Here is a 13,577-nt window from a genome sequence, read left to right as displayed (position 1 = left end):
TCGCGGCAGCTTGAACAGCCGGGTCATCATGACGTCGTGATTCATGGACGCGATGGCTGGGCAGATGTTGCCGCACCGCGCGGGCCGTGATGCGGTCCGCATGGGCCCACCTACGAGAGGCAGAGGAAGATGGTCTACAGCAAGCAGGAAACGGCGGACGCTCCGACGTGTTGTCACGTGGCCAGGTAAAGCAGGATCCCGGTTGCGTCGACGCTTGATGTGAGGCTGTTTCCCATGTTCGATCCGGTCATAGCGCCCAGCGGAACGCTGCTCGGCCTGCTTCAGAGGGGCCGCGGCGACGGCACGCTGCACGCGCTCACCGCACCGCGGGCCGACGCGCTCGCGGCACTGAACCACTGCGTGCTCCACGACCCGCGCCACGACTGGCAGGTGGAGAACCGCTCCCTCTACTACGCACGTCTCTATGTCGACCTCCATGGCGAGCTCGACCAGATCGAGGCCCATCTCTTCGACGCCGAGGACGTCCTCGACACCGACGAGTCACGCACCGGGCTCGCCCTCGCGGTCCTCGGGCACCTCGCCTCCTACGGCAGGCGGGACGCACTCGAGGTGCTGCGCAGGTACGCCGCCACCGGCACCAGCTGGGCCTGGGCGCTGGACGAGCTGGCGCTCCGGGACGAGGACGCGGGACTGCGCGCCCTCGCCGCCCCCGTACTCGCCCGCTTCGGTACCGACGCGGAGGGCGAGGCGGAACTCGCCGCCGCCGTGCGGGACGCCTTCGAGCCCCGGCCCTGGCGGCTGTGGGCCGACGATCCGCGCGAATCGATCTCCACACGCGTGCGTGCCGCCCAGGAGACCGGCTGTTTCGACCGCTGGCAACGCCAGATGCGACCCTCCGGGCCCCGCCCGGGCTGGAGTGTGCAGGCGGTCTTCGAGTGGGCCCAGCAGGGCATCGACCGCGGTGCCGTGCTGCATGTGCCCGCCGCGCGGTGTCTGACGGCCGTGGCGGGACCGGAGGACCGGCCCGAGATCCTTGAAGCCGCCCGCAGCGGTGGCGACGGCGCCCGCTGTACGGCCCTGCGGTATCTCGCGGACAGCAATGATCCCGACACCCTCGACCTGGTCGAGGGGGCGGTCACCGACGGCACGACGGCGGTTGTGGAGGCTGCCGTCGACGCATTCGAACGCATGCGCAGCATCGCCGCCGTCGACCGCGCGCGCGGGTGGGTCCACCGACCCGACCCCTTGGGCGCCGCCGCCGGACGGATGCTCGCCTGCCTGGGCGGCACCCGGGACAGCGACCTCGTCCTCGGCGCACTGAGGGAGGCCGTACGGGGCGAAGGACCCGACGCGCAGACCCTGTGGACCCTGGTGGACGGGGCGGGACGGCTCGGCATCGTCTGCGCGGCCCCCGTGCTGCGCCACATCTACCGCGAGACCGCCTCGTCCCATCTGCGCGGCCGGGCGGCCCGGGCCCTCGCCGCCACCGACCCGTCCTTCGCCGCCGGCTTCGCCGTCGAATGCCTGTGGGACTGCGAGGAGACCACCCGCGAGGTCGCCGCCCGGCACGCCGAGACCGGTGACGCCAGGGTCGTCGACCAGCTGCGTCGACTCGCCGCCGACCCGGCTGAGGAGGCCGAGGTCCAGACGGCCGTACGAAGCAGGATCGGGCCCGACAGCACCCGCCGTATGAACGGGGGATGACCCGGGGATCATGAGCGTGTGGACGCGCGCCGACCCGGGAGGGGGCGGTGCGCAACGCTCATTGGACGTTCCCCGTCCGGAAAGATCGACGTTGACGCGACCACGTCCAGTACGGCGACAACACCCCTATGCGTGTAGTCATCGTGACCGAATCCTTTCCCCCCGATGTGAACGGCGTGGCCCACTGCGCGCTCCAGACCGCCCGGCACCTCGTCGATCGCGGTCACGTTCCCCTCGTCGTCGCCCCGGCCACCGCCGCCGGGAACGGGCCCGACGCCTCGGCGCCGTGCCCCGTCGTCCGTGTCCCCTCCCTACCGCTCCCGGGCTACCCCCAGGTCCGCGTCGCCCTCCCCAGCCGACGCGTCGCCGCCGCGATCACCGAGCACCGCGCGGACATCGTCCACCTGGCCAGCCCCTTCATCCTCGGCGTACGCGGCATGGCCGCCGCCGCCCGGCTCGGCATCCCCGCCGTGGCCGTCTACCAGACCGACCTGGCCGGATACGCCCGCACGTATGTGCACGCGGGCGAGGCCGCCGCCTGGCGGCGCATCCGCTCCGTCCACGCCGCCGCCGACCTCACCCTCGCGCCCTCCAGCGCGGCCCTGCACGACCTGGAGACGCACGGCGTGCCCCGGGTGAAGCTGTGGCAGCGCGGAGTGGACACCGCGCGCTTCCGCCCCGAACTGCGGGACGAGGCCATCCGCCGTGAACTCGCCCCCAACGGCGAACTGATCGTCGGCTACGTCGGCCGGCTCGCCCCCGAGAAGCAGGTCGAACTCCTCGCCGGGGTCTGTGCGCTGGACGGCGTGCGGGTCGTCGTCGTGGGCGACGGCCCCAGCGAGCCGGGACTGCGCGAGCAGCTGCCGGGAGCGGTCTTCCTGGGCCGCCGCACCGGCGACGAACTCGCCCGGATCTTCGCCTCGCTGGACATCTTCGCGCACACCGGCCCGTTCGAGACCTTCTGCCAGACAGTGCAGGAGGCCATGGCGAGCGGAGTGCCCGTCGTCGCGCCCGCCGCCGGTGGACCGCTGGACCTGGTCGCCCACGGGCGCACCGGACTCCTGGTCCCGCCGCGCGACGCTTCCGCCGTCCGGGACGCGGTGTGGTCCCTGGCCGGTGACCCTGGCCTGCGGGCCGCCTACGGAGCCGCCGCCCGGGCGACGGTCGAGGGCCGCACCTGGGCGACGGTCGGCGACCAGCTCGTCGGGCACTACGCCGACATCCTCACCGCGCGGACGGCGGTGGCAGCGTGAACGCCGGGACACCACGCGGCACGAGCGGACCGCTGCGCATCGTCCGGCTGGCGAACTTCGTCGCCCCCGCCTCGGGCGGCCTGCGCACCGCGCTGCGCGAACTGGGCGCGGGTTACCGGGCCGCAGGGCACGACCCCGTCCTGATCGTGCCCGGTGAGCGGGCGAGCGACCGCGACACCGAGCAGGGCAGGGTGATCACCCTGCCCGGTCCGCTGCTGCCCGGTACCGGCGGCTACCGCGTCCTCACGGACAAGCGCCGTGTCGCCGCCCTCCTCGAGGAACTCGCGCCGGACCGCCTGGAGGTGTCCGACCGGACGACCCTCAGGTGGACGGGCAGGTGGGCCCGCCGGGCCCGCGTCCCCGCGGTGATGGTCTCCCACGAGACCGCCGACGGTGTCCTGCGTACCTGGGGACTGCCGGAGAACCTCTCCCGGCGCGCCGCCGACGCCCTCAACGTCCGTACGGCACACACCTACGCGCGCGTCGTGTGCACCACGGAGTTCGCCGAGCGGGAGTTCGTGCGGATCGGGGCGCGCAACGTCGTACGGGCCCCCCTGGGCGTCGATCTCGTGCGGCGGCATCCGTCGCTGCGGGACCCGGCGGTGCGGGCCGCGCACGCGCGCGGGGACGAACTCCTCCTGGTGATGTGCTCCAGGCTGTCCGTCGAGAAGCGGCCCGGTACGGCGCTGGACGCGCTGGAGGCCCTCCTGCGGCGCGGACAGCGGGCGAGGCTGGTGGTGGCCGGGGACGGGCCGCTGCGGGCCCGTCTGGAGCAGCGGGCGCGGGAGCGCGGGCTGCCCGTCACCTTCCTCGGGCACGTCACCGACCGGGTACTGCTGGGCGGACTCCAGGCGTCCGCAGACGTGTGCCTGGCGCCCGGGCCCGCGGAGACGTTCGGGCTCGCCGCACTGGAGGCGATGGCCTGCGGCACACCCGTGGTCGTCAGCGCGTCCTCCGCACTGCCCGAGGTGATCGGGTCCGCCGGGGCCGTCGCGGCCGACGACGGAGAGGCCTTCGCGGACGCCGTACGGCTGCTGCTGGCACGGCCCGAACGCGAGCGCCGGGAGAAGGCACGCGCGCGTGCGGAGTGTTTCGGCTGGTCGACCGCGGTCGAGGCGTTTCTCGCGGCGCACGACGCGATGGTGCCGTCCGTCGGTGACGCGCCCGTGCGGCCCGTGGTGCCGGAGGGCGTCGGATGAGACCGCTGCGGTTCGTGGCGCTCGGCGACTCGCTGACCGAGGGCGTGGGCGATCCCGTGGACGGCGAATGGCGCGGCTGGGCCGCGCTGCTCACCGGTGAGTTCGGAGAAGGGCCGGTGGAGTTCACCAACCTCGCGGTCAGCGGGGCGCAGACGCGTGACGTGCTGGAACGGCAGACGCCGGCCGGCCTCGACCTGGAGCCGGACGTGGTGTCCGTCGTCATCGGGGTGAACGACACGCTGCGCCGCACGTTCGACATCCATGCGGTGGCCGCCCGGCTGGACGAGGTGTACGCGGCCTTCACCGAGCGGGGCGCGCTCCTGCTCACGGCGTGTCTGCCCGACCCCGGGGCGATGCTGGGGCTGCCCGGTGTCCTGGCGAACCCGCTGGCCCGGCGTCAACGGGCGGTCAACGCGGTCGTCCACGCGCTCTCCGAGCGCTACGGGGCCGTGCATCTGCACGCCGCCGAGGGGGAGTGGCTCAGCGGGCGCGAGATGTGGAGCGCGGACCGGTTGCACCCCGGCGAGCAGGGGCACCGGCAGCTCGCGGTCCGCTTCCACGCGCTGCTCACGGAGGCGGGCGTCGCGGGCGGGGCGGGTCCGTCGCCCGAGCCGGAACATCCCGCGCCCACCCGGTCGGCCAGCCTGCGCTGGCTGGCCACCGCGGGCACGGGCTGGGTGGCACGGCGGTGCACCGACCTGCTGCCGCAGCTCCTCCGGCTCGCCGCCCAGGAGGTCCGCCACCGCGCGCGGGGCACCAGCGCCCGCCTCGACCTGGGCGCGTCCCACGCCGTCGCGGCGGCCCTGGCCGCCCTGACGGTGGCGGAGCACCGGGCCGGGCCGGATGTGGCGTAGAGCCTGTCCGGCGGACGTGACGGAGGGCGGCTACGGCGCCGAACAGGTACGGGTGCGCGTGGGTTCGGGGGGTCCGGCCGGGAGGCGGGGGCGGTGCTGACGTCAGCCGCTGCTGCGGCGGGGGAGCCGGTAGCCACGACAACGCCATAGGCGGGCGGCCCGCCGGGGAGCGGTTGGTGGCACCGCAGCCTCGCGTCTCTGGCATGGTCCGCCGGACCGGGCGGAGGGCGGCCAGAGCGCCGAGCAGGCGCGGGTGCGTGCGGGATTGGTGGGTCCGGCCGCAAGGTGGGGGAGATGCCGACGTCGGCCGTTGCCGCAGCGGGGAGTCGGCGACCACGACAACGCCGTAGGCGGGCGCCCGCCTACGGCGCGGTTGATGGCGCTGCCGCCCCCGCGTCGTCGGGATGATCCGGCGGGCCGGGCGGAGGACGGCCCGGCGTCCGACAGGCGCGAGTGCGTGAGGCCACGGCGGGTTCGGCCGCGAGGCGGAGGAGACGCCGACATCAGCCGGTGCCGGGACAGAGTCGGCAACCACGCCAATGCCGCAGGTGGGCGCCCGCCTGCGGCGCGGCGGATGGCACCGCGGCCCCGTGTCTCCGGCCCGGCCCGGGGGCTCAGCCGCGGCGTACGGGCACGAACCTGACCGGGGTGCCCGGGGCTGCCTGGGCGGCGGCGCGCAGGTCCGCGGTGCGGACGACGGCGATCACCGGATAGCCGCCGGTGGTGGGGTGGTCGGCGAGGAAGACCACCGGCCTGCCGTCCGGGGGCACCTGGACCGCGCCCAGGACCATGCCCTCGCTGGGGAGTTCGCCGGAGAACGCGCGCTCCAGGGCAGGGCCTTCCGTGCGCAGCCCGATCCGGTTGCTCGCGGAGGACACCCGGTACGTGGACGTGGTGAAGGCTCGTAGCGCCGCCGGTGTGAACCAGTCGTCGCGTGGCCCGACGGTCACCCGGAGCACGAGTTCGGCCGGGGGCGCGGGCTGCGGAACGACGTCCACGCGTGCGTGCCCGCCGATCACCTGCCCCAGGGGCAGCACCGCGCCGTCCGTGAGCGGTGGTGGGCCCAGGCCGGACAACAGGTCGGTGGAGCGGCTGCCGAGCACCGGCTCGACGGCGACTCCGCCCGAGAAGGCCACGTAACCGCGTACTCCGGAGAGCGCCGTTCCGATGTTCAGCAGCGCGCCGCCGGGCACCTGGACCGGAGCGCCCCAGGCCACCGGGCGGCCGTCCACCGTGACCGGGCAGGGGGCGCCGCCGACCGCGACGGTGACCGGGCAACGGGGGCGCAGGGCGCAGCCGTTGAGGGTGGACTCCAGGACGGCCGCCCCGGACGGGTTGCCGACCAGCCGGTTGACGAGCGCCGCCGTCGACGCGTCCAGGGCGCCGGAGCGGGGCACCCCGAGATGGGCGTACCCGGGACGCCCCAGGTCCTGCACGGTGGTCAGCGCCCCAGCCCGTACGACGAAGAGCGCGCGGTCCGTCATCGGCGGCCCAATGGGACGAAACGGACCCGGGTGCCCGGCGACAGCAGCGCGGCCGGCACGCGCGTGTGGTCCCACAGGACCGCGCCCGTCGTACCGATCAGCTGCCAGCCACCCGGCGACGAACGCGGGTACACACCCGTGTACGGGCCCGCCAGTCCCACCGCACCGGCCGGGACGGACGTCCGCGGAGTGGCCCGCCGCGGTACGTCGTAACGTGCCGGGAGACCGGTGAGGTAGCCGAAGCCGGGCGCGAAACCACAGAAGGCGACCCGGAACTCGGTGCCCGCGTGAATGCGCGCCACCGCCTCCTCGGACACGCCCCACAGGACGGCGACATCGGCGAGATCCGGGCCGTCGTAGCGGACCGGGAGTTCGATGATCTCCTGGGTGCGGGGGAGCGCAGGGGGCACTTCGGAGGCGGTCAGTTCGGAAGCCAGCCGGGCGGGGTCGTCGAGGCCGTCTAGGAGGACCGTACGGGCGGCGGGGACGATCTCCCTTACGGACAGGGTGCCCTCCGCGCGGCGGCGCAGCAGTTCGGCGTGCAGGGCCTGGGCCTGTTCGCCCGAGGAGACCTCGACCAGCAGCGCGTCGTCGCCGACAGGCAGCGCCCTCATCCCGTGCGTCGAACCGCTCGTCCCGCTCATGTGAAGGCCTCCACGCGGACGCCCGACGCCTCCAGGCGCTCGCGGACCCGGCGGGCCAGGTCCACCGCGCCGGGCGTGTCCCCGTGGACGCACAGGGAGCGGGCGTGGATCGCGAGAGGCGTCCCGGAGTGCGACGCGACCACGCCGGCCCGGGCGAGGGTCACGGAACGTGCGACGACGGCCTCCGGGTCGGTCACCAGCGCCCCTTCCTGGCCGCGCGGCACGAGCGTGCCCTCCTCGGTGTACGCGCGGTCGGCGAACGCCTCGGGGACGGCGGGGAGGCCCGCCCCCTCGGCAAGCTCCAGCAGGCGCGAACCCGGCAGTCCGAGCACCGGCAGTCCCTTGTCGGCCAGCAGCACGCCGTCGATCACCGCCCGCGCCTGCTCCGCGTCGTGCACGACACGGTTGTAGAGCGCGCCGTGCGGTTTGACGTACGACACGCGCGTGCCCGCCGCGCGCGCGAAGACGTCCAGGGCACCGATCTGGTAGGCGACCTCGGCCGTCAGCTCGTCGGGCGGAACCTCCATCGCGCGCCGCCCGAAGCCCGCCAGGTCGCGGTAGGAGACCTGGGCGCCGATCCGTACACCGCGCTCGGCAGCCAGCTCGCACACGCGTCGCATGGTGACCGGGTCCCCGGCGTGGAAGCCGCAGGCCACGTTGGCGCTGGTGACGACGGACAGCAGCTGTTCGTCGTCGGTCAGGTGCCAGCGGCCGAAGCCCTCGCCGAGGTCGGCGTTGAGGTCGATCATGTTCCGGACTCCTGTCACGCTCCGGTCAGGCGACGCGGTACTGCTCGTCGCGGGTGTCGGTGAGGAACATCTGGCCCGGCGCGTGCGTGATGGCGAACGGCGGGCGGGACGCCATCACCGCGGCCTGCGGGGTCACCCCGCAGGCCCAGAACACCGGGATGTCGTCCGGCGCGAGGTCCACCGGATCGCCGAAGTCCGGCCGGCCGAGGTCGCCGATGCCGAGCCCCGACGGGTCGCCGCAGTGTACGGGGCTGCCGTGCACCGCCGGGAGCAGGCTGCTCTCCCGGATCGCGGCCGACAGGTGCTGCGGCGGCACCGGGCGCATGGACACCACCATGGGTCCGTGCAACCGCCCGGCGGGACGGCACTGGCGGTCGGTCACGTACATCGGGACGTTGCGGCCCTGCTCGATGTGCCGGATCGGGACGCCCGCCTCGGCGAGCGCCCACTCGAAGGTGAAGCTGCACCCGATGAGGAACGTCACGAGGTCGTCGCGCCAGTGCGCGACCACGTGCGTGGGCTCCTCCGTCAGCTCACCGTCCCGCCAGACCCGGTAGCGCGGCAGGTCGGTGCGCAGATCCGAGCCCTCGGCCAGGACCGTGGTCCAGGAACCGGCGTCCGTGACGTCCAGGACCGGGCAGGGCTTCTGGTTGCGCTGACAGAACAGCAGCATGTCGTACGCCCAGTCGGCGGGCACCGAGATCAGGTTGACCTGGGTGTGGCCGGCCGCGACGCCCGCCGTGGGGCCCGTCAGGCCCGCACGGAACCGGGCTCGCGCGGATTTCGGGCTCCACGCGTGCGCGTGCTCGTCGACGAGGGACAGGGGGCGGTCTTCCGTACGGTTCACTGGAGTTCCTTTCCGCGGGTCTCCGGCAGGCCGAGCAGTGCCAGGGCGGCGATGCCGTATCCGATCGCACCGAAGACCAGCGCACCGCCCACGCCCCAACTGTCCGCCAGGAAGCCGACCGTGGTGGGGAAGACGGCGCCGACGGCGCGCCCGGTGTTGTAGGTGAAGCCCTGTCCCGTGCCGCGTACCGCGGTCGGGTACAGCTCGCTCAGATAGGAGCCGAAGCCGCTGAAGATCGCCGACATACAGAACCCGAGCGGGAAACCGAGCACCAGGAGAAGGGTGTTGGCACCGCTGGGAATGTTCGCGTAGGCGAGGATGCACAGCGCCGAGAGGACCGCGAACAGCCAGATGTTGCGCTTGCGGCCGATCCGGTCGGTGAGGTATCCGCCAGTCAGATAGCCGATGAAGGCTCCGGAGATCAGGAACGTGAGATACGAACCGGTGCCGACGACCGACAGTCCGCGTTCCGTCTTCAGGTAGGTGGGCACCCAGGTGGCGAGGGTGTAGTAGCCGCCCTGGACACCGGTGGACAGCAGGCCCGCGAAGATCGTGATGCGCAGCAGTCCGGGTGCCTCGGGCGTGCCGGGCTTGAAGATCGCCGCGAACGAACCTTTCCTGGGGTTCTTCTCGCGCTCGGCGACCGCCTGGGGCGCGTCCTGCACCGAGCGGCGCACCCAGACGACCAGCAGCGCGGGCAGAGCGCCGGTCCAGAACATCACGCGCCAGGCCAGGTCGTCGTCGAGGAACGAGAAGACCACGGTGTAGACGACCACGGCCAGGCCCCAGCCGACGGCCCAGGAACTCTGGATCGCGCCGAGCGTACGGCCGCGGTGCTTCGGGCTCGCGTACTCGGCCACCAGGATCGCGCCGACGGCCCACTCACCGCCGAAACCGAGGCCCTGGAGGGCGCGGAACACCAGGAGGGTCTCGTAGTTGGGCGCGAAGCCGCAGGCGACGGTGAAGACCGCGTACGTCATCACCGTGATCATCAGCGCCTTGACCCGGCCGATCCGGTCCGCGAGCACTCCCGCGCCGGCGCCGCCCACCGCGGAGACGACCAGGGTGACAGTGGTGAACAGCCCGGTCTGGCCGCTGTTCAAGCCGAAGTACGCGGACAGCGCCACCATGGTCAAGGGCAGCGTGAAGTAGTCGTACGAGTCCAGGGCGTAGCCACCGAACGCGCCCCCGAAGGCACGGCGACCGCGCGGGCCCAATGCCCGCAGCCAGGCGAACGCGCCTTCATCGACGGCGGGTTCGCCCGCTCCAGGGCGGTTTTCGGCGGCCAGGGCGGCCTGGGGTGGAGGGGTCGTGCTCATGTGCACCTCGCAGATGAGGGACGGAGGGTGCTTCAGGAATGAGCGGTGCGGGAGCGATCGGCACCGCGTGGATCCGCCGGCGCCTGTTCAGCAAGGTAGAGGATCGTTGAACGATCCTTCAATACCCGTGTTGTTTCGTTCTTGTATCTACGATTGAATTCCGGGCATGGCAGAGCAGTTGACGGGACTGGCCGACGACCGTGCGCTCCTCGGGCGCACCAGTACCGCCGAGCGGGTGTCGGACATCCTCAGGAGCCGGATCGCCGACGGGTACTTCCCGCCCGGGACCCGGCTCTCCGAGGACAGCATCGGCGGGGCCCTCGGCGTCTCCCGCAACACCCTGCGCGAGGCGTTCCGGCTGCTCACACACGAACGCCTGCTGATCCACGAGCTCAACAGAGGCGTCTTCGTACGGGTCCTCACGGTCGAGGACGTCGAGGACATCTACCGCATCCGCGCCCTCGTCGAGTGCGCCGTGGTCCGCGGCCTCGGCGAGCCGCCCTACGCCCTGGAGAACCTCGCCGCGGCCGTCGAGGAGGGACAGCGGGCGGCGCGCGACGGTGATTGGAAAGGGCTGGGTACGGCCAACATCCACTTCCACGGCGAACTCGTCGCACTGGCCGGCAGCGCCCGCACCGACGAGCTCATGCGCAGCGTCTTCGCCGAACTGCGCCTCGCCTTCCACGTCGTGGACGACCCGCGGCGCCTGCACGAGCCCAATCTCGCGCGCAACCAGCAGATACTGCAGGCCCTCCGGACGGGCGACCGGGAGCGGGCCGAGGGACTCCTTTCGGTCTACCTCGACGACTCGCTCAGACGGGTTGTCGAGGTCTACCGGCGGCGGGTCGCCGAGGACGGCTAGCCGGTACGGGGCACGGGACCTGCGCTGTTCCGCAGGGTGCGAACGGCATGGTGGCGGGGCGGCAGCGGGTCGCTTCTGAGTCGTTTGGGCCGTTGTCAGACCGAGGACCTAGTCTGTGCACCGTGACTTCGCCTGCATCGACGGACAGCGTTCCGCCCCAGCTCAGCGCGGGGCCGCGCCCCGCTCCGGGCCCGGCCGCCGACGAGGGACTGGCGCGGCGCCTGCGCGCGCTCGCCTGCACCGCCCCGCTCCACGACCTGGACGCGCGCAAGGCGAATCTCGCGGGCGAGTACTCGGTGTACGGCATGGCGGAGGTGGCCCTCTCGGCCATCGACCTGGTCACCCTGAACATGGACTTCGACACCGGTGCCGACCACGACCAGATCGTCGCCCGCCTCATCCCGCGCATCGCCGCCCAGGCCCCGCGGCGGCCCGTCACCGAGCACGAGCGCGTCGCCCGCTGGGTCCTGGAGAACCTGATCAACGTCGGCAGCGTCGACCGGGGCTTCCGGGCCGTATACGGCACGTTCGCACCGGACGGCACGTATGTACGCCGTGACTACGACTTCAAGCTGATCGAAGAGGTCCCGGGGTACGGCGGAAGCGTCTACCTCCGCACGACGGACGAGGCGGTCAACGTCCTCGTCGGCGCCCTCGACACCGATGTCACCAGCGCCCAGATCGCGGCCGAGGTCAAGCTGGAGGTGCTGATCAGCCGGGGCAGGCTGGCCGACGCCCAGCTCGCCGCCGAGCAGGCCCGCTACCGGACCGTGCAGTACTCGGAGACCCTGCGCAGGGCGCTGGACGCCACCCGTCGGAACGTGCGCGCGGTGGACTGGCTCCAGACCGTCCCCGACATGATCGCCGAAGCGCTCGACCACGTCGCCGACCGGTACCGCCACGAGAACGCCATCCTGACCAACATCCGCAAGGCCCGTGACGAGTCCGAGGACCCGGAGCAGAAGAGGCGTGCCGCCGAACTCGTCGACATCGTGAAGGACTGCATCCGGCGGCACACCTTGCTCCAGTCGCGCCTTCTGGAGGCGGGGCCGCTGTTCCGCGCGGAACAGGACCGGCAGGCCTTCGCGACACCGATGACGTCCGCGGGGATAGACCTGTACGGCCATCTGGTCGCCCCTGTGCTGCCGTTGCCCCTGGAGGCCGCGGTGCGGGTCACCGACGCGTTCTTCGCGCGCGGGACGGGGCTTCGTACGCCGGTGTCGGTCCGGGTCGGCGACCTCGTGGACATACTGCTGACGCCACCGGTGGAGCGGGAGCATCTCGGGGCGGAGATGCCGGAGCCGGACCTGATCGCCACGCCGGACGACAGCCGGTTCAGCGAGGAGCAGTTGGCGGCGGCGATGGAGTTGCTGGATCTGCCCGCGGACGCGCCTCGGCGGTTGTCGGGGTTGTTGGCGGAGGCGCGTCTTCGGGACACGGAACTTCCGTACCTGGTGGCCCTGTTGGCCGTGCACGCGGCCAGTCCTCCGGTCGGGACGGCCTATCGGCAGGGCGAGGAGAAGCTGTTGTTCGCTGTCGACGACGGGACGGAGCTGGACGATCCGGAGTTCGGGGGTGCGGATCTGATCGTGGGGATGGCGTTGCTGGATGCGGCGGGGATGGCCGCGGGCAGGTCGGAGGCGGCGTGATGTTCCCCGGGTTGTTCTTCGGCTTGCGGCCGGTGGGGGCTCGTCGCGCAGTTCCCCGCGCCCCTGTCGAGGCGTCTGGCCGTACCCCTGTCCACACGAACCGTAGGGAGTCCCAGCCGTGAACGAGCAGGTCGAGTGGAGCGAGTCGGAGGCTGTCGCGGCGCCGGCTGCCGCTGCTCCCGTTACTCCTGCCGACGCCGCCGATGCCGCGCGGCTGGTCGCCTTCGGGCTGCAGCCCAGGCTTCAGGCCGCCCGGGACCAGGAGTACGCCGAGATGTTGCGGCGGTATCGCGAGGACCCGGCCTTCGCCCGGCTCGCCGATGCCGTGGCAGCCGGGCTGGGGCTGGTCGTGCTGGAGGTGTCCCCGCGCGCGGGGATGGCGGTGACCGCCGCCGAGGACTCCGTCTTCGCCGTGCGGATGGGGGACTACGCACGTCGTACGTCCGCCGACGGCTCGGACCGTTTTCTGCACGGGCTCGCCCATCTCGCCGTGGCCGCCATGGCGTTTCCGCGCCCCGAGGATCTCGCCGACGACGGCTACATCGGGCGCGTCACCGTCAACGGGGTCGAGGCCTTCGTCCGGCAGGCCTGTCGGCGGCTGGAGGAACGGGCCGAGGAACAGGGCGAGAACACCGACCCGGTCAGCGACGCCCCGGGACTCGAGGCCGCGTGGCGGATCTGGATCAGGCGCAGCGCCACGGGGGCCACCAAGGACGCGCGGAGACCGGCCGGTTCGACGACCGGCATCGTCGGCAAGGCCGTCGTGTTCCTCACCGACTCCGGCTTCCTCCAGCGCACGGGCGACGACAACGGCGGTACGTATCGGACGACGGCCCGCTACCAGCTCCAGGTCCGGGACATGGCGGGCAACGCCGCCATGGCCGAGCTGCTGGAGCTGGGTGTCGTGCCGGTCACCGACGGGACGCCGACGCTGCTGCCCGCCGAGGACACCGACGACCTTGACCTGGTGGCCGACGCCGGACTGCCCTTCCACCACTCCTGACCGCAGCTCAGACTCCCTTCCCGCCCCAACTCCCTTCACACGCAACCCG

At 72.8% G+C, this 13,577-nt stretch carries 12 protein-coding genes; 7 read left to right on the top strand and 5 right to left on the bottom strand.

All coding sequences use genetic code 11. From position 1 onward, the window contains the following. Positions 1 to 234: 234 nt before the first annotated feature. The 4 genes from IEY89_RS05605 (at position 235) to IEY89_RS05590 (ending at position 4,971) form a co-directional block, all read left to right on the top strand. Positions 235 to 1,665, top strand: coding sequence for a HEAT repeat domain-containing protein (locus IEY89_RS05605; RefSeq protein WP_189146149.1), 1,431 nt, complete (start codon positions 235 to 237; stop codon positions 1,663 to 1,665). A 128-nt stretch (positions 1,666 to 1,793) separates the two neighbouring features. Next, positions 1,794 to 2,918 carry a glycosyltransferase family 4 protein gene (locus tag IEY89_RS05600; protein WP_189146148.1) on the top strand — a complete coding sequence of 375 codons (1,125 nt, stop codon included), beginning with the start codon at positions 1,794 to 1,796 and terminating at the stop codon, positions 2,916 to 2,918. Further along, on the top strand, positions 2,915 to 4,117 hold the full coding sequence (locus IEY89_RS05595; RefSeq protein WP_189146147.1) for a glycosyltransferase: 1,203 nt from the start codon (positions 2,915 to 2,917) through the stop codon (positions 4,115 to 4,117). Before IEY89_RS05600 ends, IEY89_RS05595 begins: the two co-directional genes overlap by 4 nt. Next, the gene (locus IEY89_RS05590) at positions 4,114 to 4,971 is read left to right on the top strand and encodes an SGNH/GDSL hydrolase family protein (protein ID WP_189146146.1); all 858 of its coding nucleotides are present in this window, start codon (positions 4,114 to 4,116) and stop codon (positions 4,969 to 4,971) included. Before IEY89_RS05595 ends, IEY89_RS05590 begins: the two co-directional genes overlap by 4 nt. Before the next feature lie 614 nt (positions 4,972 to 5,585). Here the strand turns inward: IEY89_RS05590 and IEY89_RS05585 are convergent. From IEY89_RS05585 to IEY89_RS05565, 5 genes are read right to left on the bottom strand one after another with little or no spacing between them, the layout of a single operon-like run. Next, a complete protein-coding gene (locus tag IEY89_RS05585; RefSeq protein ID WP_189146145.1) occupies positions 5,586 to 6,455 on the bottom strand; it encodes a 5-oxoprolinase subunit C family protein in 870 nt (289 codons plus the stop codon). Next, on the bottom strand, positions 6,452 to 7,069 hold the full coding sequence (locus tag IEY89_RS05580; RefSeq protein WP_189146479.1) for a 5-oxoprolinase subunit B family protein: 618 nt from the start codon (positions 7,067 to 7,069) through the stop codon (positions 6,452 to 6,454). The genes IEY89_RS05585 and IEY89_RS05580 overlap by 4 nt, the downstream gene beginning before the upstream one ends. Before the next feature lie 26 nt (positions 7,070 to 7,095). Next, entirely contained in the window at positions 7,096 to 7,848 is a 753-nt protein-coding gene (locus IEY89_RS05575; RefSeq protein ID WP_189146144.1) for a LamB/YcsF family protein, read from the bottom strand. 25 nt (positions 7,849 to 7,873) lie between these two features. Continuing rightward, on the bottom strand, positions 7,874 to 8,695 hold the full coding sequence (locus tag IEY89_RS05570) for a putative hydro-lyase (RefSeq protein ID WP_189146143.1): 822 nt from the start codon (positions 8,693 to 8,695) through the stop codon (positions 7,874 to 7,876). Further along, positions 8,692 to 10,014, bottom strand: a complete 1,323-nt coding sequence (locus IEY89_RS05565; RefSeq protein WP_189146142.1) for an MFS transporter — start codon at positions 10,012 to 10,014, stop codon at positions 8,692 to 8,694. Before IEY89_RS05565 ends, IEY89_RS05570 begins: the two co-directional genes overlap by 4 nt. Positions 10,015 to 10,180: 166 nt before the next feature. Here IEY89_RS05565 and IEY89_RS05560 point away from each other — a divergent pair, with 166 nt between their 5' ends. From IEY89_RS05560 to IEY89_RS05550, 3 genes are all read left to right on the top strand, one after another. Continuing rightward, positions 10,181 to 10,876, top strand: coding sequence for a GntR family transcriptional regulator (locus IEY89_RS05560; RefSeq protein WP_189146141.1), 696 nt, complete (start codon positions 10,181 to 10,183; stop codon positions 10,874 to 10,876). Between the two features lie 122 nt (positions 10,877 to 10,998). Continuing rightward, a complete protein-coding gene (locus tag IEY89_RS05555; protein ID WP_189146140.1) occupies positions 10,999 to 12,525 on the top strand; it encodes a hypothetical protein in 1,527 nt (508 codons plus the stop codon). A gap of 118 nt (positions 12,526 to 12,643) precedes the next feature. After that, positions 12,644 to 13,528: a hypothetical protein gene (locus IEY89_RS05550; RefSeq protein ID WP_189146139.1), complete on the top strand. Its 885-nt coding sequence runs from the start codon at positions 12,644 to 12,646 to the stop codon at positions 13,526 to 13,528. The last annotated feature ends 49 nt before the right edge of the window (positions 13,529 to 13,577 follow it).

Source organism: Streptomyces lacrimifluminis (assembly GCF_014646095.1).
GTDB classification, from domain to species: domain Bacteria; phylum Actinomycetota; class Actinomycetes; order Streptomycetales; family Streptomycetaceae; genus Streptomyces; species Streptomyces lacrimifluminis.
The sequence above is the reverse complement of the archived record's forward strand: the minus strand, read 5'-3'. Positions and strand labels throughout refer to the sequence as shown.

Bases quoted from the DNA above. Each gene is read 5' to 3' on its own strand.
- IEY89_RS05605 (WP_189146149.1), top strand. From the start codon at position 235: ATGTTCGATCCGGTCATAGCGCCCAGCGGAACGCTGCTCGGCCTGCTT.
- IEY89_RS05600 (WP_189146148.1), top strand. From the start codon at position 1,794: ATGCGTGTAGTCATCGTGACCGAATCCTTTCCCCCCGATGTGAACGGC.
- IEY89_RS05590 (WP_189146146.1), top strand. From the start codon at position 4,114: ATGAGACCGCTGCGGTTCGTGGCGCTCGGCGACTCGCTGACCGAGGGC.
- IEY89_RS05585 (WP_189146145.1), bottom strand. From the start codon at position 6,455: ATGACGGACCGCGCGCTCTTCGTCGTACGGGCTGGGGCGCTGACCACC.
- IEY89_RS05580 (WP_189146479.1), bottom strand. From the start codon at position 7,069: ATGAGGGCGCTGCCTGTCGGCGACGACGCGCTGCTGGTCGAGGTCTCC.
- IEY89_RS05575 (WP_189146144.1), bottom strand. From the start codon at position 7,848: ATGATCGACCTCAACGCCGACCTCGGCGAGGGCTTCGGCCGCTGGCAC.
- IEY89_RS05565 (WP_189146142.1), bottom strand. From the start codon at position 10,014: ATGAGCACGACCCCTCCACCCCAGGCCGCCCTGGCCGCCGAAAACCGC.
- IEY89_RS05560 (WP_189146141.1), top strand. From the start codon at position 10,181: ATGGCAGAGCAGTTGACGGGACTGGCCGACGACCGTGCGCTCCTCGGG.